The following is a 21,546-nucleotide window of genomic DNA, read 5'->3' on the forward strand; positions in this document are numbered from 1 at the left end:
ACGCCCGCAGCCTACAGTTACTCCAACTCCCGCCGCACCCCGGAGAGGATCAGCAGATGCCCGACGACACCTCCGCCGCGGTGGTCAACGAGTTCGAGGCGGAGTCGTGGCCGCTCGAGGCAGCCGCCGACAGCCTGCACCAGGTGATCGAAGGGTTCCACAACGGCGACACCCGGCCGCTGGTCATCGGTGACGGCGACCAGCCGGTGCTCGTGGTGCTGGCGATCGCGGACCTCGCGGACTTCCGATCGCGGATCGCTGAGCTGCTCGGCAACCCGGTCGACGCCGGCTGGCTTCGGTACTACCTGCGGTCGAACTTCGACATGAGTTCGGAGCGCCTGGTCGAGCTGCTCGGAGTGGACGCGGACCACGGTCTGTCGTCGCTGGCGAGCCAGGTGAACGTCGAGCAGGCGGCGACGCTGATGCCGGACCACCTTCGTCGTACCGAAGCCGGCGGCAACCCGCTGATGCTGATCGGCGACGGAACCATGGCGACCGCAGCCCTGCTGGCCTTCCAGGCTTTCCAGGTACTGCTGGCGATGGAGGGCGACGGCAAGGGCGACGACGACTCCTGCGCGCACGACGACGAGGAGAAGCCGACCACGCCGCTGGAGGTGCTGGCCGAGCGGATCGGGCCGGTGTCGACGCAGCTGGTCGCGCAGCTCAACGCCGGTCGCGAGCCGGGCCTGCCGCGGTACGAGCTGCACTTCGAGGACGACCTGATCGAGCACCTGCGCGACCTGGAGGCACGGGCGCAGCGGGCTCCGGGCGGCGGCGCGTACGACGAGTTGAACGGGCTGCTGCATCAGTTCGACGAGATGCGCAGCGGACTGGTCGCGGCCGAGGCGGACGACGAGCCGGACGAAGCGCCGTACCTGGAGGCAACCGATCTGAAGGCGGCGCTGCCGGAGATCCGGGACATCTTCCGCGAGGGCGCCGACGACCCGTACCTGATCGGGCTGGACGGCCGACCGGCGGCGGGGCTGATCTCGTTCGACCTGTACGAGGAACTGCAGAGGGTTTCGGTCGAGCTGGGCGGGACCGAGGAGGCGCCGGTGCTGCCGCTGCCGGCGCCGCGCTGGGAGGACGGACCGCGGCTGCTGCCGTTCGAGATCGCGCTCGAGATGTGCGAAGCCGTCATCGACGACATCACCAACGGCGAGGCGTCGATGCTGTTCATCGCCGACGAGGACAACGAACCGGAGCTCGTCCTCGCCCCGCTGGTCTGGCTCTGGGCGTACGTCGACCACCTGGATCTCGAAGGCGCCGACATCTGATCTCGACGCCGACGCCAGGGCTGGTCGAAGGCGCTCGCTGCTCGCCCTTCAGCACTAGCTCTTGATCGGGAACAGCGGCTGCCACTCGGCGAGGGTGGCGATCTCGTAGACGTCGGCCGCGGTGTACGGGTCCTTCGCGAGGATGTCGCGGAGCTCTGCCTCGTCGGCGACCTCGTAGATGAGCAGCGCGCCGGTCTGATCGGCGAACGGACCGGAGGCGACGAGCTTGCCCGCGGCCTTCAGCGAGTTGAGGTACTCGCGGTGCGCCGGACGGACCGCCATCCGGTCGTCGGTCTGGGCGGCGTCGAAGCGCAACTGCACGACAAATTGGGCCATGTCCAGAACCCTACAACGGTCCGGCAATAGCTTGGAAAGAAGGGGATTTGGTGCGGGAAAGGGAGTCACGAGCCGCCACAGCGGCTGGTTCAGGTCAGACCCGAAAGTCGACGAGTGATCTCCCTTCCCGCCCGGACATTCTCACCAGTCGACGAGCCGCTACGCAAGGGGTTGGTTAAGAGAAATTCCTACAGACAGTTGATTGAGATAACACTTCGTGACCGACCCTCCGCCCTCCTCGATGAGAGCGCGGACACAGTCGTACAGTCCGTCACGCTGCTTGGTTGTCAAGGCCCGATGCCCCGAGTACGACGACAAAAGTTCGACGTACTCCCCCGCCGAATAGTCCAGATCGCGGACATATCTACGAAACTCCACCGCCCCGAAAACCCCAGACGCACCAAGCCCCGCCGAATCCTCAGGTACGTCGTCCGCAGAAGGCAGCCCGCCCTCGGCCGGATCGTCCGTAAATCGCTCGTAGCAGTCCTGAACATCCACGAAGTACTGCTCGCTCCCACCGGCCACATGATGCGTCGACACCACCGCCAACGCACCACCCGGCCGCAGTACGTCCACGCACCTCTGCACCCGCGTCGCCGGATCCAGCCAGTGGAACGCGGTCGCGGAGATGACCAGGTCGAACGCCCCGACGGGTAGGTCCCAGGTGTCGAAGTCCGCGACGATCACCTCGATCTCCGGGAACTTCCGCTGCAGGACAGTTGCGAGGTCACCGCTGAGTTCGACGGCGGTGACCGGCCAGCCGCGGGCCACCATTGCGGCGGTTGCCTGGCCGGTTCCCGGGCCGATCTCCAGCACCTTCGGATGGTCGCCGACCAAGCGCGCGAGGTCGTCGAACAGCTCGGGCGGATAGGTCGGCCGGACGCGGTCGTACAGTTCGGCGTCTTCTCCGAAGGTCTGGCGAAGCTTCTCTCTACTCACCCGCCAATGCTGCCCGCCCGGCTTCCAGGCGCGCCACTGGGATTCGGAACGGGGAGCAGGAGACGTAGTCGAGGCCGGCTTCGTGGAAGAAGTGGATGCTGTCGGGGTCGCCGCCGTGTTCACCGCAGACGCCGAGCTTGAGGTCGGGCTTGGTGGCGCGGCCGCGGTCGACGCCGGTGCGGACAAGGGCGCCGACGCCTTCGCGGTCGATCGACTCGAACGGCGAGACTGCGAAGATCCCCTTCTCCAGGTACTTCGAGAAGAACGAGCTCTCCACGTCGTCCCGGCTGAAGCCCCACGTCATCTGGGTCAGGTCGTTGGTGCCGAACGAGAAGAAGTCGGCCGCTTCGGCGATCTGGTCCGCGGTCACCGCTGCCCGCGGCAGCTCGATCATCGTGCCGATCGGGATCACCCGGCCGGGGTCGACCTCGGCGAGCACGCGTTCCACCTCGTCGCGAGCTATGTGCAGCTCCTGGGCGGCGCCGACCAACGGGATCATGATCTCCGGCCGCGGATCCTTGCCCTTGGCCCCCAATTCCTTCGCCGCTGAAGCGATCGCCCGAACCTGCATCGCGAACAGCCCCGGGATCACCAGCCCGAGCCGCACCCCGCGCAGGCCGAGCATCGGGTTCTGCTCGTGCAGCCGCTGGACCGCGGCCAGCAGCGTCGCGTCCCGGCCCGGATCCTCGCCGCGTTCACGCGCCACCGCGACCTTCACCGCGAGCTCCTCCATCGACGGCAGGAACTCGTGCAGCGGCGGATCGATCAGCCGAATCGTCACCGGCAGCCCGTCCATCGCGCCCAGCAATTCCAGGAAGTCCGCGCGCTGCAAGGGCTCCAGCTCGGCCAGCGCAGCGTCCCGCTCCTCGTCGGTGTCCGCGAGGATCAACCGCTCGACCGATTCCCGCCGCTCCCCCAGGAACATGTGTTCGGTCCGGCACAGTCCGATCCCCTGGGCCCCGAACCGCCGCGCCCGCGCCGCGTCCTCGCCCGTATCCGCGTTGGTCCGTACGCCGAGACGTCGTACCTCGTCCGCGTGGGTGATCAACCGGTGCACCGACGCGACCAGTTCGTCACCGGCCTCCGGCGCCAGCGTGCCCTCGAAGTACTGCACGACCGGCGATGGGACGACCGGGACCTCGCCGCGGAACACCTCGCCGGTGGTGCCGTCGATCGAGATCACCTCGCCCGCCTCGAGCACCGTGCCGTGGACGGTAATGGTGCCCTGGGCAACATTCACGTCGAGTTCCTCGGCGCCGCAGACACAGGTCTTACCCATGCCGCGAGCAACCACCGCCGCGTGCGAGGTCTTGCCGCCGCGACTGGTCAGCACGCCTTGCGCGGCGATCATTCCGTGCAGGTCGTCCGGGTTCGTCTCGCGCCGGACCAGGATCACCTTCTCGCCACGCTCCGCCGCCTCCACTGCGGCATCCGAGGTGAACACGATCTTGCCGGACGCCGCACCCGGCGACGCACCGATCGCCTTGGTGATCAGGTCCGTCGCCGCGTCCGCGTCGAACCGCGGGAACATCAACTGCGCGAGCTGCGCACCCTTCACCCGGCCCAGCGCCTCGTCCGCGTCGATCACACCTTCATCGATCAGGCTGGTCGCGATCCGGAACGCCGCCGCCGCGGTCCGCTTGCCGACCCGGGTCTGCAGCATCCACAGCTTGCCCCGCTCGACGGTGAATTCGATGTCGCACAGGTCCCGGTAGTGCCCCTCGAGTGTGGCCATGATCGCCATCAGTTCGTCGTACGACGTCTTGTCGATCTGCTCGAGGTCGGCGAGCGGGACGGTGTTGCGGATGCCCGCGACCACGTCCTCACCTTGGGCGTTCTGCAGGTAGTCGCCGTACACACCGGGGTGGCCGGTCGAGGGGTCGCGGGTGAAGGCCACGCCGGTGCCGGAGTCCATGCCGAGGTTGCCGAAGACCATCGAGCAGATGTTGACCGCGGTACCCAGGTCGGCGGCGATCCGCTCCTGGCGGCGGTAGAGGATCGCGCGGTCGGAGTTCCAGGAGCCGAAGACGGCCTCGATCGCGAGGTCCATCTGGGTCCGCGGGTCCTGCGGGAACTCGCGGCCGGTGTGCTCGTGGACGGCCTGCTTGAACGTCTCGACGACGGCCTTCAGATCGTCGGCGTCCAGATCGAGGTCGTTCTGGGTGCCCTTCGCCTGCTTCGCCGCCTCGATCGCGTCCTCGAAGACGTCGCCGTCCATGCCGAGCACGGTCTTGCCGAACATCTGGATCAGCCGGCGGTACGCGTCCCAGGCGAACCGCGGGTTGCCGGACTGGTGCGCGAGCCCGTTCACCGAGTCGTCGTTGAGGCCGACATTGAGGACGGTCTCCATCATGCCGGGCATCGACACGGCGGCGCCGGAGCGGACCGAGACCAGCAGCGGGTCGTCCGCCTGGCCGAGCTTCTTGCCCATCTTCTCCTGCAGCAGGGCGACGTGCTTGTCGATCTCGTCGGCCAGGTCGGCCGGGACCGTACCGCTTTCCAGGTACGCGCGGCATGCGTCGGCGGTGATGGTGAAGCCGGGTGGTACCGGCAGGCCGAGGTTGGTCATCTCGGCCAGGTTCGCCCCCTTCCCGCCGAGCAGCTGCTTCATGTCCTTGTTGCCTTCGGCGAAGTCGTAGACGAGTTTCGGCACTGTCACTCCCTGGGTTTCAGGTGGTGCTGGTGAGTCGCGGTGTGGTGTCCGCTGGCCCATCGACTCCAGTGGCGGGGGCGTTCTTTCAGAGTAAGCCGAAAAACCAGTCCAGTTGAACACTGGTCTCACGATGCTGACGTGACCCTGCCCACAGGTCGAAGGCCGGAAAACCCTTCCCTGGTTGACAACGCGAGACAATCGAGGCGTTCACCGCTGGAAGCCGCCGAGGTGATGATGCCGACGTTTCGTCGAGGTTACGGGCGGGAACCGGGGTAGATTCCAGGCGTGCGCATCGTCTCGTTACTGCCGTCCGCCACCGAGATCTGCTTCGCGCTGGGCGCGGGTGACGACGTGGTCGGGGTGACGTTCGAATGCGACTATCCGGCGGCGGCGCGGACCCGGCGGATTGTGTCGACGACGGCGTTACCCGAGGGTCTGACGCCTGGGGAGATCGACGCGTTCGTGCGCGCACGGGTCGCGGCCGGCGAGGATCTGTATCACCTGGACGCGGGGGCGTTGCGCGACCTCGATCCGGACGTGGTGATCACCCAGGACCTGTGCAAGGTGTGCGCGATCGACGTCGCTGACGTCACCGACGCGCTCGACTACCTGGGCTGCCAGGCCGAGGTCGTCACCACCGACCCACACGACCTAGACGAGGTCCTCACGTCCATCGAAACCATCGCCAAGGCAATCAACCGAGACCCGACCCCACTCCTCGACGACCTCCGCCGCCGGCTGGCTGCCACCCGAGAGAATGGCTCGGGGCCGCGGGTTGGGGTGTTGGAGTGGACGGAGCCGGCGTATGCGCCGGGGCATTGGTTGCCGGAGATGGTTGTGCTTGCGGGTGGGATCAATGTTCTTGGTACTGCGGGGCAGCGGTCGACTCCGATCAATTGGGAGGCGGTGGCCGCTGCTCGGCCTGAGGTGATCGTTTCTGCGCCGTGCGGGTACGACGTTGAAGGCGCGGAGCGGTTGACTGAGGAGCTGTTGTCAGCTGGTCATCTTCCGGGTGGAGTTCCGGTTTGGGCGGTCGACGCGAACGGGTACTTCGCGCGCCCCGGACCGCGGCTGGTCGACGGGATCGAACTGCTTGCCACCCTGCTCACCGACGGAACCGCCGACCCCGCTCTCGCCCGGCGTCTCAGGTAGTGGCATTCGTCTGCTGGCGCGGTGGGCGCGCGTAGTCTCAAGACTGCCGACGGTTCGCGCGGTCATGCGACTGGTGATCGAGCGAGGCAAGAGGGAACCCGGTGGGAATCCGGGACTGCCCCGCAGCGGTGAACGGGAACGACCGCCGTCACAAGCACTGGACGCCCAGCGTCCGGGAAGCGACGGCCAGTAGGTACGCCGGTCAGCGACCGGTCCGCCCGTGAGTCCGAAGACCTGCCGCCGGTCCGTGTACCCATCCGGGTGCGCGGTGGGATCGGTGGTCTCGTGGGAGGACCCGCCCGGACCACGGCCGCATTCGTGGTCCCAGCGTTTCCCGCGAGCGATCCGCCGATCCGTCGGCACGCTCGCGAGGAGAGAGACGTGAACACCACCACCACCGTCCTGGGCTATCCCCGGATCGGCCCGCGCCGCGAACTGAAGCACGCCCTGGAGCACTACTGGGCCGACGGCGACGCAGCCCAACTCGAAGCCGAAGCCCGCCGGCTCCGCGCCGAGACCTGGCTCGACCTCAAGGCCCGCGGCCTCGACACCATCCCCGGCAACACCTTCTCGTACTACGACCAGATGCTCGACCAGGTCCACCTGCTCGGCGTCGTACCGGACCGTTTCCGCGCACTCGGCCTGTCTGACCTCGACACGTACTTCGCAATGGCCCGCGGCCGGGACGGCGTCGCGCCGCTCGAACTGACCAAGTGGTTCGACACCAACTACCACTACCTGGTCCCGGAGCTCGACCGCGATACCCGCTTCCACCTCAACCCGGACAAGATCCTCACCGAGCTGACCGAAGCACGCGAACACGGTGTCGACCTCCGCCCGGTCGTGATCGGGCCGCTCACCTTCCTGCTGCTCTCCAAGTCCACCAGCCCGGACTTCGAGCCGCTCAGCCTGCTCAACCACCTCGTCGACGCGTACGCCGACCTCCTCGCCCAGCTCGACGCGGCCGGAGTCGACTGGGTGCAACTCGACGAACCAGCGCTCGTCCAGGACCGCACCCCCGCCGAGCTCGACGCACTCCGCCGCACCTACGACAAGCTCGCAACGCTGACCGAGCGCCCACGCCTCCTAGTCGCGACGTACTTCGGCGACCCCGGCCCAGCCCTGCCCGTGCTGGTGTCCACCCCGATCGACGGAGTGGCCCTCGATCTGGTGTCCGCGCCCGGCCTCGTCGAGCAGATCGCCGCACTCCCTTCGCTCCAACGCAAGACCGTCGTCGCCGGAGTCGTGGACGGCAGGAATGTCTGGCGGACCGCCCTCGGCGACGCGCTCTCCACCTGCGCCACCCTCAGCGGATCCGTGGGCCGGTTGGAGATCTCGACGTCCTGCTCGCTCCTTCATATCCCGTACGACGTGGAGGTCGAGGACGAGCTGGATCCACGAGTCCGCGAACGTCTCGCCTTCGCCCGGCAGAAGGTCGACGAGGTCGTCCTGCTCGGCCGCGCACTCAGCGAGAGCATCGTCGTGGACGCCGGCAACACGGCCGGCCGTCTAATCAACGACGAGCAGGCCGTCCGGGACCGGGTCGCCGCGATCCAGACCGGCGATCGGCAGCGAGCGCCGTACGACGAACGCCGTACCGCGCAGGAGTCGATCGGGCTGCCCAAACTCGCGACCACCACGATCGGCTCGTTCCCGCAGACTGTCGAGATCCGTCGCGCCCGTGCCGATCTCCGGACCGGCCGGATCGACCAGGCGACGTACGACGAGCGGATGCGGTCCGAGATCGCGGAGGTGATCGCGAGGCAGGAAGACATCGGGCTGGATGTGCTCGTCCACGGTGAGCCCGAGCGCAACGACATGGTCCAGTACTTCGCCGAGCAGCTCGACGGGTACGCGACCACCAAGCTCGGCTGGGTCCAGTCGTACGGCAGCCGGTGCGTCCGTCCGCCAATCCTGTACGGCGACGTGTCGCGGCCGAACCCGATGACCGTGCGGTGGGCGTCGTACGCGCAATCCCTGACGTCCAAGCCGGTCAAGGGCATGCTGACCGGGCCGGTGACGATGCTGGCGTGGTCGTTCGTCCGCGACGATCAACCGCTGCAGGTGACCGCGGATCAGGTTGCGCTGGCGCTCCGGGACGAGGTCGCCGATCTGGTCGCGGCAGGGATCCGGATCATCCAGGTGGACGAACCTGCTCTGCGCGAGCTGCTGCCGCTCCGCGAGGCCGACCGGAAGGCATACCTGGATTGGTCGGTCGGCGCGTTCCGACTGGCGACGGGTGGGGCGCCCGCAGCGGTCCAGGTGCACACGCATCTGTGCTACTCGGAGTTCGGCGCGGTCATCGCGGGGATTGACGGGCTGGACGCGGATGTCACGACGATCGAGGCGGCGCGGTCACGGATGGAGGTGCTGGCGGATCTGGCGGCTGTCGGCTTCCGGCGCGGCGTCGGGCCTGGCGTGTACGACATCCATTCGCCGCGAGTGCCTGGGACCGAGGAACTCATCGCCTTGATCCAGGCGGCCCTGGCCAGCACCCCAGCTGACCAGCTGTGGATCAACCCCGACTGCGGTCTGAAGACCCGCACCTATGCCGAGGTCGACCCAGCCCTCCGCAACCTGACGAAGGCCACCCAACAGGTGCGCACAACTCTCTGAGCCTCGGGACCTGAGGCAAGAAAACGGGACCTGAGACATGTCATGGCATGTCTCAGGTCCCGCTTTGGTGTCTCGGGTTACAGCTTGCGGCGTGTCCTGAGGTAGTCGCCGACGACCGCGGCCCCAAGCCCGTCCGCATCGGGCGCAAGGACCCGCCCACCGCTCCGACGAGCCAGCAGATCAACAAACGCGTTCAACCGCGGATCGTCGCCCAAGCGGAACACAGTCAGCGAAGCACCCAGTTTCGCCAACCGGTCCACCTCGAAGATCGTCTTCCGCAACGTGGCCGGCTCCGGCGGATACGAGAACTCCGCCGTCCCGTCCTGCTCCAGGTGAGCGGTCGGCTCGCCGTCAGTCACCATCAGTACGACGGGCTGCGCGTCCGGGTGCCGACGGAGATGACGACCGGCCAGCAGCAGGGCGTGATGCGCGTTGGTCCCCTGCTCCCAGGTGCCTTCCATCCCGATCAACTGCGGCAGCTCGACAACCCCGGCGTACCGCCCGAAGGTGATCAGCTGGAGTGCGTCGTTGCGATAGCGCGTCGAGATGAGCTGGTGCAGCGCGAGCGCCGTCCGCTTCATCGGCAGCCAACGGCCCTCCTGGACCATCGACCACGACGTGTCGACCAGCAACGCGACCGCGGCACGAGCACGATGCTCGGTCTCCGCGATCTCCACGTCGGCCACATCGAGCTTGACGCCACCACCACCGACATGAGCAGTCCGCAGTACGGCGTTGCGCACCGTCCTCGGCACGTCCCACGGCTGGGTGTCGCCAAACTCCCACTGCCGCGTCGATCCACTCAACTCACCGGCCGCACCGGCGTTGGACGCATCCCGCTCGCCGGCGCCCCGCGCAGTCCGCAGTACGTCGGCCAACGCGGTCTGACCGAGTTGCCGCAAGGCCTTCGGTGACAACCGCAGCGAGCCGTCCGGAGCCCGCTCGATCAGACCCTGATTCCGCAGTTCTCGTTCCAGCTCGCTCAGCCGGCGGGCGTCGACCGTTGCCTCGTCACCCAACTGCCGGGTCAGCGCATCGAGGTCGATGTCCTCGAGCCGCGCACCCGGATACGACTGCGCCAGCTGCTCGGCCAGCGCATCCAGCTCCGCCAGATCGGACATCGCCTGGGCGCCCTCGGCGAGACCGAGCGGATCTTCACCGCTCATCCGCTCCGAACCGTCCCAGTCCTCGCCCGGCCGCAGCGACTGCAGCTGAGCATCCAGCTGCGCCAACTGCTGCGCGAGTTGCGGGCTGCCGAACGCCTGCTGCGACAACTCCATCAGCTCGGCCCGCTGCTCCGGCGTCATCGAGTTCATCATCCGTTGCGCCGCGGCCGCCCGTTGCGCGAGTACGTCGATCAGTTCCTCGACGTTCTGCGGATTCTCCGGGAAGAACTCGCCGTGCTTGGCCATGAACTCTTCGAACAGCTCCGGCACTTCCGGCCGGCCCTGAGCGTGCGCCGCCAGCAACGCGTTGAGGTCGGTCAGCATCTCGTTGATCGCCTCGACGTCCTCGGGCGTGGTCTGCTCGAGCGCCTCCTTCATGCCCTCGAAGCGCGACCCGAGCAGCTCCCGCCCAAGCAGTTCGCGGATCTCCTCGTACTTCGCTCGCGCCTCCGACGACTGCCAGTCGTAGTTGGCCAGCTCCCGTACGGCGGCCGCCGTACCCGACGGAAGCGCGTCGAGCTGGGCCTCCCGGAACCGGGCGTCGTCGGACGGGTTCGGGAACAGGTCGTGCCGCTCCGCCTCCAGGGCGTCGTTCAGCAACCGCTGGACGTCGCGCAGCGTGCCGTCGAGGTTGTGCTGCCGCTGGATGTCGCGGCGGCGCTCCCACAACCGGCGGGACAGGTCGTCCAGTCCCTGGGTGTTCCGGGTGCCGCGCCGGAGGAGTTCCTCCAGCGCGGACCGCGGTGACGACCCGCCCATCACGTCCCGGCCGATCTCGTCCAGCGCGTCCCGCAGGTCCGCGGGCGCCTTGAGTGGATCCGGCCCGTCATGCCACGGACCGTAGGACCAGCCTTCCGGAATAGACGACATGGTCAGGCTCCGTAGACCGTGGTGTCGTCGTCGGCGTCCTTGGCCACTCGTTTCGACAGGTAGAGCATCTCCAGAGCGAGCTCGATCGCGGCGGCGATCCGGCCGGACGAGTCGTCCGGCTCGACACCGGCCCGGGCCGCGACATCGTGCAGGACAGGCAGCTCAGGAAGCGCAGCCAGCACGTCCCGACCCGGCACCCGCTCGCCTGTGGTCACAAGGTTGCCATTGGCAACAGCGTTGGCCAGCGGGGTCAGGTCGAGACCGGCGAACCGCTCCCGCGCGGTGTCGGCCACCGAACGCCGCAGCAGGTACTCGAGCAGCTCGATCTCGCGCCCTTCCTCACCAGGCTCGAACTCGAGCTTGCCCCGCAGTACGGCGGGAACAGCTTCGAGGTCGATCGGTCGAGCAACGGCCGGCTCCTCACCGGTGATCGCGCTCCGGCGCAATGCGGCGGCGGCGATCGTCTCGGCCGCAGCGACCGCGAACCGGGCGGACACACCCGACCGCTGGTCGATCGCGGTCGACTCCCGCAGGTGCCTGACGAATCGCGCCAGCACCTCCAGCAGCGGCTCGCCCACCTCGGCGGTGAACTCGGCCTCCTGCCGGATCACGTCCACCTCGGCGTCGATGTCGAGCGGGTAGTGGGTCCGGACCTCGGCGCCGAACCGGTCCTTCAGCGGCGTGATGATCCGGCCGCGGTTGGTGTAGTCCTCGGGGTTGGCCGTTGCCACCAGCAACACGTCGAGCGGCAGCCGGAGCGTGTACCCGCGGACCTGGATGTCGCGCTCTTCCATCACGTTCAGCAACGCGACCTGGATCCGTTCGGCCAGGTCGGGCAGCTCGTTGATCGCGACGATGCCGCGGTGCGACCGCGGAACCAGGCCGAAGTGGATGGTCTCGGGGTCGCCGAGACTGCGGCCCTCGGCAACCTTCACCGGGTCCACGTCACCGATCAGGTCACCGACCGAGGTGTCCGGCGTCGCCAGCTTCTCGGCGTACCGGAGGCTGCGGTGCAGCCAGGCGACCGGAAGGTCGTCGCCGAGCTCGGCGGCGCGCCGGATCGAGGCCGGCGTGATCGGGTCGAGCGGGTGCTCGGGCAACTCGGCGCCCTCGATCACTGGGGTCCACTCGTCGAGCAGCCCGACCAGCGTGCGCAGCAGGCGGGTCTTGCCCTGACCACGCTCACCGAGCAGTACGACGTCGTGCCCGGCGAGCAGCGCGCGCTCGAGCTGCGGAATCACCGTACGGGTGAATCCGACGATGCCGGGCCACGGATCACGTCCGGCCCGGAGTTGTTTCAGCAGGTTGTCACGGATTTCGGCCTTGATCGACCGGGGGAGGTATCCGGCGGCCCGGAGGTCACCAGCCTTACGGGGAAGTTCAGCAGGTGCACTAGTCACCCTGAAGACGTTAGCTCGGTCACGCCAGCAACGCCCGCGGTATTTCAGACCCTGGGCGTGACCCGGCCCGAAGCGAACAGGTGGGTCGGGGTGAAGGCCAGCGGGGTCCAGGGGTGATCTGGGGAGTACCGGGCAACGAAATGGTCCCCGTCGAGCGGCTCGGTCGGCAACAGCTCGTACTCGTGCACTTCCTCTTCCGCGAACGCCAACCGGTCCCCCGTGGCCTGCTCGATCAACACCAGTCCGTCATCACGCCGGACCACGTCGAAACGCACGCTGGCACGCTCGTACCGTCCGATATTGCGGTCGTCGACCGGGCCGTCGGCAGGCTGCGGATCGGCCGGGTGACCAACGCCGACGTACTGCTGGAACACTTCCGTCGCCAGCGGCTCGAACAGCCTGGTCCCGTTGCCGGAATTCGTCAGCAGGCACATGATCAGGCCGGCCTCCGGATCGATCCGCAGGAACGCCGTTTGCGAGATCGTCGAGCCGTCGTGACCGAAGATCCGGCGGCCGTCCCAGTCGTAGATCCGCCAGGTCAGGCCGAGGTCGACGAAGCCGCCGATCCCCGCGGCGAACGGCACCTGCGGCTCCTGCATCGCGGCGTACCGCTCGTCGGTCAGGTGCAGCTTGGCGAACTCGAGCAGGTCGGCAGCACTCGCCGTGATCAGACCCGCCGGACCGATACTGCGAGGCAGCTGCCAGGTCCCGACCGGGGTGCTGCCCTCAGCCGTGTGCCCGCGGGCGGCGCGATACAGGATCGCCTCCTCCGGCAGCGTGACCGTGTGGGTCAGGCCGAGTGGTCCGACCAGCCGGGCGCGCAGCGACTCGTCCCAGGTCCGTCCGTCCAGGACCTCGATGATCCGGCCGAGGACGACGAATCCAGCGTTGCAATAGGAGTACGCGGTACCTGGTTCGAAGAGCTGGTCGACGTCGGCGAGCAGCGCGACGTACCGCTCCAGGCAGTCGTCGCCGCGGCCGGTGTCGGTGAACAGATCACCGTCGATGCCGCTGGTGTGGGTGAGCAGGTGACGGACCGTGATCCGTGGGTCAATGGGGGCCTCGGGCAACAGTTTGACCGCCGGGTCGTCCAGCCGCAGCCGGTCCTCGGCCGCGAGCTGGACGATCACCGACGCGGTCCACGGCTTGCTGACCGAACCGATCTGGAGGACCGAGTCCTCGGTGGTCTCGACCCCGGTCGCGCTGTTCAGTACGCCGTACGGCGTGATTGTCGTCTCGCCGGCGGACCAGATGCCGAGCACCGCGCCCGGAACCTCAGCCGCCACCGCCAACTCGTTCAACCGCGCAGACCAGTCAGGCATGCGGCCCAACTTACTTGGTGAACCCTTCCAGTGCCGCGCGAATATCGGTCCACGCAGCCGACTCCTCGAGGCCCTGTTCGAGCAGGATCTTCGTCGCGATGCCAGCCTGGTCGCGGTAGAACGCGAGCAGGAGATGCTCGGTGCCGACGTAGTTGTGGCCGAGTGTCACCGCCTCGCCGACGGCGCCTTGCAGGACGTGCGCCGCACGCCGGGTGTACGGCGGGTTGTCGCCGTCGAGGGTCTTCGGCTTGTCCGACGGCTCGGCGGCCGGACTCTGCACGTCGACGGCCTGGAGGACGGATTCGTTGGTGATGCCGTGCTTGACCAGGACCTTGGCCGCGATCCCCTCCGGCTGGTTGTACATCCCGAGCAACAGGTGTTCGGTGCCGACGAAGTCGTGGTTCCGCTCGCGGGCGATGTCGGCCGCGGCCTGTACTACGGCGCGCGCCCGCTGGGTGTACCGCTCGAACGCCGGCCTGCTGGTCCACGAGTCGGCGAAGCGCTTGTGGGCGGCCTGTTTGGTGACGCCGAGGACGGCGCTGATCTCGACCCAGGACTTGCCGGCGCCGCGGGCGCGGTCGACGAAGAACCCGAGGGCGGCGTCGCTGGTGGTGGTCAGTTCGCTGATCGTCACCGCCGCAGTCGCGAGCTGCTCGAGCTCGTCGTCGCTGCCGGCGTCGGTCTTGATGGTGCTGATGAGCTGCTGCAGATCAGGTCCAGGAGTCATGCGTCAACCCTAGGTTGACGATCATCGCGCGTCAACCCTGGGTTGACGTCAGCAGTGATGGCGGACGAAGTCGGTCAACGACCAGCCGGTGCGGCCGTCGGGCAGGCGAACGTGAACCCAGGTGTCGCCGTCTCGCGGGGAGATCGGAGTCAGATGGTCGCCCCGATACACGGTCGCCACCACCGTCCTGCTGCGCGGCGAGTCCCGGACGGTCGCATCCTGCGCGCAAACGGTCAGCTGATCGGCCGACCCTCGCCCTTGGGCGAGAGCAGTCGCCCCGACGGCAGCCAAAACCACCACAGGTACGGCGATTGCGGTCGCGAGGACGATCCTTCGCCGGGACGTTCCCCTTACCGGGGCTCCACTTTTGGCAACCCTCAGCGCAACGGCAAACTCGGCCGCAGTGGGGTACCGGTCGGTGGGTTCCTTGGCCATCGCCTTGCGGACCACCTCGTCGTATGCGGACGAAACGCCGTACGAGCTGGGCGTCGGCGGTGGGAGCATGGCGACGGCGTAGGCGAGCTCGGGCAGCGTGCGACGTTCGTACGGGCGTCTGCCGGCGAGGAGACTGAACAGGGTGCCACCGAGGGCGTAGACGTCGGTGGCCGGTGAGACCGGATCGCCGCGCCACTGCTCAGGGGCCATGTAGGCGACCGTGCCGGCCATAGCGCCGAGGGAGGGACCTGGCGCCGATCCGCTGTGCAGCCAGGCGGCTTCGCCGGTGAGGTCCAGACCGGTGGTCGACTCGACGCTGGCGAGCTGCCGGGCGACGCCGAAGTCGGCGACCATCGGGCGCTCATTGTCGAGGATGATGTTGGCCGGCTTGAGATCCCGATGGATGACTCCGGCTTTATGCATCGCTTCGACCGCGTCCGCCACCTCGGCCATCAACGCGACGGCCTGCTCGACGTCCAGCGGGCCTTCATCGTCCAACCGGCGTTGAAGATCCGGGCCGGTCAGGCGGTCCATCACCAGCCACGCCTGATCGCGTTCGCCACCTACTTCGTGGACGCGTACGACGCCCGGATGCACGACGGCCGCGGCCAGCCGGGCCTCGCGGCGCAAGCGATCGCGGTACTGCGGGTCGACCAACTCGGGATGCATCACCTTGATCGCGACCGCGCTGCCGTCGGCCAGCCGGTTCGCCGCGTAGACGACACCTGTCGCACCTGCACCCAGCGGCTCCGCCAGGCGGTAGCCAGGTACCTCGATCACGGCTCGCACACTAACTGGCACTGTCCGCTTCCGGAAGGGAATCTGCTGCCAGCTCCACCAAGGATTCGAGGTGTGCCACCTCGGCCAGCACCTTGCGCCGGAAGCGCTGCAGATTGCCGGGGTCGTCGCCGGTCGCTCGCAGCGGGGACAACAGTTGCCTCACTGCTCGGCCGAGTTGGTCGTCGGCCGCGTCGTCGGCCACCGGCAGCAGCTCGCGCGCCTCGGCGAGGGCCTGGCTCAACAGCTTGAGCCGGATGGGTTCCTCCAGCAGCAGGGCGGCGACCCGGAGCATCCGCCGACCCGCCTTGAGTGCGAACTCGGAGCTCATCGGCTGCGCCGGTGCGTCCCGCTGCTCACGGACCGCGTCGATCCAGGGCTCAATCGTCGTACCGCGCCAGATCGGTCCGGACGACAGCTCCCCGTCGGGCTCCGGAATGCCGTGACTGCGCCGCCGGCGCCAGGCCGTGACCAACTGCCGGTTCAGGCCGAGCGCCTCGGCGATCTCGGCGATCCCGTAGAAGGCCTTGCGTGCACTCACCCGGTCAGCGTAACCACTGATGACACCTCTTGCCATCTCTGACGACACGTCTTAACGTCATCACAGATGACAATTCGATGGAGGTTCTGATGACACGGAAACCCGCCCTCCTCCTGACCGTGGTCGCCGTCACCGGCGCCGCGCTCACGGCCGGCAGTCCGGCCGCCAACGCCGTCGTACCGCCTGAACACGCAATCATCGTGTGCGACTCGGCGACCATGTACGAGAACTACGACTTCTCGATTCCCGGCCCGGTCCACGTGCTGCGCACGCTGGGCTACGGCGACAAGGTCGGCCACACCCGAGGCGCGCACCCGGTCTACAACGGCTGGGCGTCGATCCAGGACTTCGGCCCGAACGACTGGGGCTACGTCCGGATCGAGTGCCTCGGCGGTTGGGGGTCCTGGTGATGAGCCGACTGCTGCGCACCACCGCTCTGGCCGGCGCCCTGCTGGTCGGCGGCGCCGTCCTCACCGCCGCCCCGGCCAACGCCGCGAACGGTCGCGTCGGCGTCCGCGAGACCGTCTGCGCCCAGGACCTCGAGCTCCGCACCGAACCGCTCGGCGCCCGGATGGGCACCCTGCACAAGCCGCAGACCTTCCTGGTCAAGCAGGTCTCGGGCAGCTGGGTCTACGGATTCGCGTACGGCGACATCAACCACGACGGCTGGGTCCAGGACGGGTGGTTCTGCTGATGCGGCGTCTCCTTGCGATCGCGGCAGCCGCTGTTGTGCTGTGTGGTTTCAGCGCCCCGGCTCACGCCGTCAACCAGTACACGACGATCGGGAACGTGCCGAAGCCGGCGGCGTGCAACAACAGCGGGATCATGCCGGCCGGAGGCTGGCTTGCCAACAAGTCCTGCGGCTACGTCATGGGTACGGCGATTGCCGGGACGCAGTTCGATGTCCACACGACGACCGCGAACAACTTCCATTTCGGTCGGTGGCGTGCCGGGGACGGGTCGAACTTCTGCGCCTTCCTGGTCCCGGGTGCGCTGGATACGTCGCACTCGACGTCGGTCGCGTCCAGTTGCAGCGACGACACGAGTGAGCGGCTGTCCCATCGCCGTACGTTCGGTCGCGACTTCGACGCGGCGCCACACACGGGCAACGGCGCGATCATCGTGCCGATCAACCCGTCCGCGTGCACGGGCTATTACAACTACTTCGTCGACAGCAACTACGCCTCCGGGAGCCTGCACGACCCGGTCGGCTTCGCACTGCCCGCCGCCGGCGGCTACCGCTACGCCACCAACGATCTTGGCGCGGCCATGATCCGAGTGGACGCCCTCGGCCAGACGATCTGGCTCTTCGTTGCCCGGAGCTGTATTGCCGCCCAACTCCCTAGCGGACTGAACAACGAGAACGACTGAGATTGCGTACCGACGAACGGGTAGTAGTCGCCCCCGAGAACCCGCCGCAGGCGGGCGATCGGGCCGGAATGCCGACCACTACCCGTTCTTCGGTACGGTTTGGCCCGTGCAATCTCTGCCCGATGTGATCAGGCCCGGCCTGCGGGTGCTCTTCTGCGGGATCAACCCCGGATTGATGTCGGCGCAGACCGGACACCATTTCGCCCGGCCGGGGAATCGGTTCTGGCCGGCGCTTCATCTCAGCGGGTTCACCCCACGCCAGCTCAAGCCCGCCGAGCAGGAGGAGTTGCTCAGCTACCGGCTCGGGATCACCAACGTGGTCAGCCGCCCGTCGGCGCAGGCGGCCGAGCTGACCAAGGCCGAGCTCGTGTCCGGCGGCGAGCAGCTCGTGGCGAAGGTGCTCACGGCGCAGCCGGAGTGGCTCGCCGTCCTCGGAGTCACGGCGTACCGCGACGCCTTCGGAGAGCGCAAGGCGGCCATCGGCAAGCAGGACCGCACGATCGGCGCCACCCGCGTCTGGGTGCTACCGAACCCGAGCGGCCTGAACGCTCACTACACGTTGCCGAAGCTCGCCGATGCGTTCGGGGAGCTCGAGCGGGTCAGTTGACCGGAAGTTCGGCAGGATGGGGTCATGCGAGCCTCGGATCTGCTGCGGTCGATCGACCATCTCCCGTACGGCGAACGTCTCCGGACTGTCGCGCTCGAGGGGCAGCGGTTGCGTGGGACCGCTGAACTGACCGAGCTGCTCGGCGAGCTGAGCCGCGGTACCGCGTTCGAACGGACCCTCGGTCTGACCCTTGCCCAGGTGACGGGCGAGGTCGCGTACGTGACGCACCTCCTGCGCGATCCCATGCCGTCGGTCCAGCATCGCGCGCTCGCAACGGTCCGTGGAGGCGTCCCGGTCTCCGACGACGAGCTCAGAATCCTGTACGACGATGCACCGGCAGCGCTGCGCACGAAGCTCCTGCAGGTCATCCGCAAGAACGGGCGGTCCCTGCTCGCCGCGCGCCTGATCGACGAACATCGCGAACGCTGGGGCGACCGCGCCGCAGCCAGCCTCCTGAACACCACCGACGATCAGACGGTCGAGCGACTCCTTCCCGAGCTGGCCTACTGCCTCGGCAGCGGTGAGTGGCGCCGCCTCGGCACCCAGCACCCCAAGATCGTCCTCGCCTACGCGAGCACCACGCTGCCGACCGGCCCGGACAAGGACGAGTGGTGGCAAGGTCCGGCGTACGGCGTCGTCGGCGTGCTGGACCACGATCCGGAGCAGGCCGCCGACCTGCTCACCACAGCACTCCCGCCCGATCAGTTGCCGATGGCAATCGTCTCGATCCTGGGCCGACTGGTCGACGCCGATCCGGAAGGTGTGCTGGCGATCCTGCTCACCCCCGAACGTGCGCCGGCACTCCGCACCGCACTCACGCCCGCGGTCCGCCGTCGACTGCACCGCTACTCCGACGACGACCTGATCGGGCTCGGCCGACTGCTGTGGCCGGATCTGACCCAGTTGCTCGAGGACCTTCCGCCGTCCCGCCGCGCGACCATCTTCACCGCCGTCACCAGCAGCGTCGACCTGAGTCAAACCCTTCTCTCTACCGAACTGCTCGCCGTACTCCCCCGTGAGCTCCGCTTCACCCAAGCTCGTCGCATGCTCGCGCTGGCAGCGATCGCAGACGATCACCACCAGCGCTGTCGGACCGCCGCGTTCCTGCCCTTCGACGAGGCGTTCGCGCTGCTCGAGCCGGAGGTCCGTCGGCCGGATGCCGACGATCGCGCGATGGTCTATCGGGCCGTCGTTGACGCGGCAGGCCACTCCCGGGAGGCCGCGGCGATCGAGAGCGCGCTGTCCTGGGCGACGCGGGTCCGGAATGATCGTGACACCGTTCGTCAAGGGGTCGTGCGAGCAGTCAGGGAGCTCCCGCCCTCGACGCTGACCAACCGATTGGTCGGTTCACTGCAGACCCTGCTGACCGACGCTCTGGAGGCGCGCGACACGTCCTGGTACACCCGGTCGGCGCTGACCAAGATCGCCGAAACCGCCGTACGCGAAGGTGCACTGCGCAGCGAGTCCGAGCTGCTCGAGTGGGGCCTGCAGGCGCATGGCCGACTGACCGAGAACCAGGGCACGATCCAGCTGTACGGCGTGATCGACGGTCTGCCTCGCGGTCAGGAGGCCGCGGTGTACGACGTACTGCGGAGGTACGTCGACGACGCGGTGGCGCGACGGGAGTTCCGGCTGCCGTTCGCGATCGCCCGTGCCTTCGACAAGCGCGGCTGGCCGAACGAGCACCTGCAGGCCGCACTCGAGCAAGGCGTGTGGTCGAACCAGGAGTACACCGTCGGCGAGGCCACCGAGTTGTGGCTCTGGCCGACCGCGACCAGGTCCGAGCGGACCCAGCGGATTATCAAGCGCGACGTCGGCATGGCCCGATGGGATCCGGTATGGCAGGCCGTCACCGAGCTGCGGACCGACCTCCTCGACGCCGTACTCGCGAAGCCCGACCGGATCCGCCGGTTCGATCGCAACCACCCGGCCTGGCAGGTGTCCGACCGAGCGGTACGCCGCTGGCTCTCCCGCCAGCAGACCCGGTACGCCGAACTTGTCGCGCGTGCTGCTGGTGATGCACGGATGCCGGACTGGGCTCGGGCCAACGCGGTGTCGATGCTCGGGCGCGTGCCGGGGGCCGGACGTGCGGTGCTCGAACCGTTCCTGCAGCACGAGTCCGTGCTGTTGCAGGAGGCGGCGTTGGGTGCGCTGGCGTGGACCGATGTGCCGCAGGAGGCGTTGCCGGTGCTGCTGTCGCATGCGGGTGACGATCGGGCTCGGGTGGCTATCTATGCGGCGACTCGGGCGGCTCGGTTCGTCCGGCCGAGTGTGTTGCCTGGGCTGCTGCATCCCGTTCTGGTTGGTGACGGTGTGAAGGTGACTTCCCGCAAGGAGGCTGCGCGGCTGCTCGGGGAACTTCGTGCGCCCGGTGCGAGCGAAGTACTGGCCGATGCTTGGGCTTCAGCCCATCGGGATGTGAAGGCGGCGATCGCGAGCTCGGCTTCGCAGTATTTGTTGCATGAACCGGCTAGTTGGGCGTTGTTGCAGGAGGCTGTGCACGACAGTGCGGCTACGGCGACGGTGCTGACTCAGCGTGCGGCGTACGGGATGGCGTTCAAGTACCGGTCGCGTTATGCGGATCTGCTGGTCGCGATCACCAACCGGCCTGAGCCTGAGGTCGTCCAGGTCGCCTTGCGGTCGCTGCCTCGGTGGGCTCGGTGGAATCCTTCGGTGGCGCCGGTGTGTGCTGGGTTCATCACCGATCTGACCGCGCGTACGACTTGGAACGATGCGACGACTGCTTTGGTTGCGATCGTTGCGAGTGATCCGCGGCTTGGTCTGGCCGATCTGGTGTCGGCTGTGCGATTGCTGCTCAGGTTGGAGAGCGATCCGCGGTTGCCGAACGGGACTGCCGACCGCGATCATCCTGCGCGGCAGCGTCTCGTCACCCTTGTGACGCGGCTGACCAAGGCGTTCAGCGCGAAGCCGGCTGAGACACGGCAGACGTTGAAGACCGTGGCCGCGGAGTTGGACGGCTCGGACTTCCTGCAGCTTCGGCTTGAGCTCGACGTCTATTCGCTCGATTGGTCCGACCTCGGTGCTGCATTGCGCAGCCTGATCGAGGCGGTCGACGGGCGGCCGTTGGTTGCACAGCAGACGGCACTGCTGCTCGGCGCGCGACTGGGTATGACCGAGGCTCAGTGGGCGCCGGTGCTCTTGGAGCAGCCTGTCCGGGGTCTGGTGCGTGGCGACACGTTGATGGAGGGGCTGCTTGCGTGGGCGGTCATCGGGGCTGCTGGCCGGCGTACGAACTGGGCTGCGGAGCGGCGGGAGCTACTCGTTGCCTTGCGCAATCATCCGCAGGCCGACGTACGGCAGCAGGCTCTTGAGCTTGTCACCGCATCCGAGGCCTAG

The 21,546-nt window shown here is 68.0% G+C and carries 17 protein-coding genes and 1 riboswitch; of the genes, 8 read left to right on the forward strand and 9 right to left on the reverse strand.

The window, feature by feature from the left end; genetic code table 11:
- Window positions 1-56: 56 nt before the first annotated feature.
- On the forward strand, window positions 57-1,277 hold the full coding sequence (locus tag EV650_RS12985) for a type II toxin-antitoxin system Phd/YefM family antitoxin (RefSeq protein WP_134118658.1): 1,221 nt from the start codon (window positions 57-59) through the stop codon (window positions 1,275-1,277).
- 54 nt (window positions 1,278-1,331) lie between these two features.
- Here the strand turns inward: EV650_RS12985 and EV650_RS12990 are convergent, their stop codons facing one another.
- From EV650_RS12990 to ppdK, 3 genes are all read right to left on the reverse strand, one after another.
- The gene (locus EV650_RS12990) at window positions 1,332-1,613 is read right to left on the reverse strand and encodes a YciI family protein (RefSeq protein WP_134118660.1); all 282 of its coding nucleotides are present in this window, start codon (window positions 1,611-1,613) and stop codon (window positions 1,332-1,334) included.
- A 159-nt stretch (window positions 1,614-1,772) separates the two neighbouring features.
- Entirely contained in the window at window positions 1,773-2,552 is a 780-nt protein-coding gene (locus EV650_RS12995) for a class I SAM-dependent methyltransferase (protein WP_134118662.1), read from the reverse strand.
- Window positions 2,545-5,205 carry a pyruvate, phosphate dikinase gene (gene ppdK / locus EV650_RS13000; RefSeq protein WP_255512022.1) on the reverse strand — a complete coding sequence of 887 codons (2,661 nt, stop codon included), beginning with the start codon at window positions 5,203-5,205 and terminating at the stop codon, window positions 2,545-2,547. The genes EV650_RS12995 and ppdK overlap by 8 nt, the downstream gene beginning before the upstream one ends.
- Before the next feature lie 285 nt (window positions 5,206-5,490).
- Here ppdK and EV650_RS13005 point away from each other — a divergent pair, with 285 nt between their 5' ends.
- Window positions 5,491-6,357, forward strand: a complete 867-nt coding sequence (locus EV650_RS13005) for an ABC transporter substrate-binding protein (protein ID WP_134118666.1) — start codon at window positions 5,491-5,493, stop codon at window positions 6,355-6,357.
- A gap of 33 nt (window positions 6,358-6,390) precedes the next feature.
- Window positions 6,391-6,613: riboswitch (cobalamin riboswitch) on the forward strand.
- Between the two features lie 125 nt (window positions 6,614-6,738).
- Entirely contained in the window at window positions 6,739-8,973 is a 2,235-nt protein-coding gene (gene metE / locus EV650_RS13010; RefSeq protein ID WP_134118668.1) for a 5-methyltetrahydropteroyltriglutamate--homocysteine S-methyltransferase, read from the forward strand.
- A 77-nt stretch (window positions 8,974-9,050) separates the two neighbouring features.
- On the opposite strand, the gene EV650_RS13015 is transcribed toward metE, so the two are convergent.
- The 6 genes from EV650_RS13015 to EV650_RS13040 are packed head-to-tail and all read right to left on the reverse strand — an operon-like array spanning window position 9,051 to window position 16,211.
- Entirely contained in the window at window positions 9,051-11,009 is a 1,959-nt protein-coding gene (locus tag EV650_RS13015; protein ID WP_166678101.1) for a vWA domain-containing protein, read from the reverse strand.
- Between the two features lie 2 nt (window positions 11,010-11,011).
- On the reverse strand, window positions 11,012-12,409 hold the full coding sequence (locus EV650_RS13020) for a sigma 54-interacting transcriptional regulator (protein WP_134118673.1): 1,398 nt from the start codon (window positions 12,407-12,409) through the stop codon (window positions 11,012-11,014).
- 44 nt (window positions 12,410-12,453) lie between these two features.
- Window positions 12,454-13,731, reverse strand: coding sequence for a serine hydrolase domain-containing protein (locus EV650_RS13025; RefSeq protein ID WP_134118675.1), 1,278 nt, complete (start codon window positions 13,729-13,731; stop codon window positions 12,454-12,456).
- A 10-nt stretch (window positions 13,732-13,741) separates the two neighbouring features.
- A complete protein-coding gene (locus EV650_RS13030; RefSeq protein ID WP_134118678.1) occupies window positions 13,742-14,458 on the reverse strand; it encodes a Clp protease N-terminal domain-containing protein in 717 nt (238 codons plus the stop codon).
- 48 nt (window positions 14,459-14,506) lie between these two features.
- Entirely contained in the window at window positions 14,507-15,673 is a 1,167-nt protein-coding gene (locus tag EV650_RS13035) for a serine/threonine protein kinase (protein ID WP_134118680.1), read from the reverse strand.
- A 10-nt stretch (window positions 15,674-15,683) separates the two neighbouring features.
- Window positions 15,684-16,211, reverse strand: coding sequence for a hypothetical protein (locus EV650_RS13040; protein WP_134118682.1), 528 nt, complete (start codon window positions 16,209-16,211; stop codon window positions 15,684-15,686).
- 89 nt (window positions 16,212-16,300) lie between these two features.
- On the opposite strand from EV650_RS13040, the gene EV650_RS13045 reads away from it, so the two are divergent.
- From EV650_RS13045 to EV650_RS13065, 5 genes are all read left to right on the forward strand, one after another.
- Entirely contained in the window at window positions 16,301-16,621 is a 321-nt protein-coding gene (locus EV650_RS13045) for a hypothetical protein (RefSeq protein ID WP_166678102.1), read from the forward strand.
- Window positions 16,621-16,905: a hypothetical protein gene (locus EV650_RS13050; protein ID WP_202874481.1), complete on the forward strand. Its 285-nt coding sequence runs from the start codon at window positions 16,621-16,623 to the stop codon at window positions 16,903-16,905. The genes EV650_RS13045 and EV650_RS13050 overlap by 1 nt, the downstream gene beginning before the upstream one ends.
- The gene (locus EV650_RS13055) at window positions 16,905-17,582 is read left to right on the forward strand and encodes a hypothetical protein (RefSeq protein ID WP_134118684.1); all 678 of its coding nucleotides are present in this window, start codon (window positions 16,905-16,907) and stop codon (window positions 17,580-17,582) included. Before EV650_RS13050 ends, EV650_RS13055 begins: the two co-directional genes overlap by 1 nt.
- A 106-nt stretch (window positions 17,583-17,688) precedes the next feature.
- Complete coding sequence (mug, locus tag EV650_RS13060; RefSeq protein ID WP_202874483.1) at window positions 17,689-18,189, forward strand: G/U mismatch-specific DNA glycosylase; 501 nt, start codon at window positions 17,689-17,691, stop codon at window positions 18,187-18,189.
- Window positions 18,190-18,213: 24 nt separating this feature from the next.
- Entirely contained in the window at window positions 18,214-21,546 is a 3,333-nt protein-coding gene (locus EV650_RS13065) for a HEAT repeat domain-containing protein (protein WP_134118686.1), read from the forward strand.

Origin of the sequence: Kribbella kalugense, from assembly GCF_004365875.1 — a bacterium.
GTDB lineage: Bacteria > Actinomycetota > Actinomycetes > Propionibacteriales > Kribbellaceae > Kribbella > Kribbella kalugense.

What these genes read in the sequence shown, in the direction of transcription:
- EV650_RS12985 (WP_134118658.1), top strand. Translation starts at nt 57, where the DNA reads ATGCCCGACGACACCTCCGCCGCGGTGGTCAACGAGTTCGAGGCGGAG.
- EV650_RS12990 (WP_134118660.1), bottom strand. Translation starts at nt 1,613, where the DNA reads ATGGCCCAATTTGTCGTGCAGTTGCGCTTCGACGCCGCCCAGACCGAC.
- EV650_RS13015 (WP_166678101.1), bottom strand. Translation starts at nt 11,009, where the DNA reads ATGTCGTCTATTCCGGAAGGCTGGTCCTACGGTCCGTGGCATGACGGG.
- EV650_RS13025 (WP_134118675.1), bottom strand. Translation starts at nt 13,731, where the DNA reads ATGCCTGACTGGTCTGCGCGGTTGAACGAGTTGGCGGTGGCGGCTGAG.
- EV650_RS13030 (WP_134118678.1), bottom strand. Translation starts at nt 14,458, where the DNA reads ATGACTCCTGGACCTGATCTGCAGCAGCTCATCAGCACCATCAAGACC.
- EV650_RS13045 (WP_166678102.1), top strand. Translation starts at nt 16,301, where the DNA reads ATGACACGGAAACCCGCCCTCCTCCTGACCGTGGTCGCCGTCACCGGC.
- EV650_RS13050 (WP_202874481.1), top strand. Translation starts at nt 16,621, where the DNA reads ATGAGCCGACTGCTGCGCACCACCGCTCTGGCCGGCGCCCTGCTGGTC.
- EV650_RS13055 (WP_134118684.1), top strand. Translation starts at nt 16,905, where the DNA reads ATGCGGCGTCTCCTTGCGATCGCGGCAGCCGCTGTTGTGCTGTGTGGT.
- EV650_RS13065 (WP_134118686.1), top strand. Translation starts at nt 18,214, where the DNA reads ATGCGAGCCTCGGATCTGCTGCGGTCGATCGACCATCTCCCGTACGGC.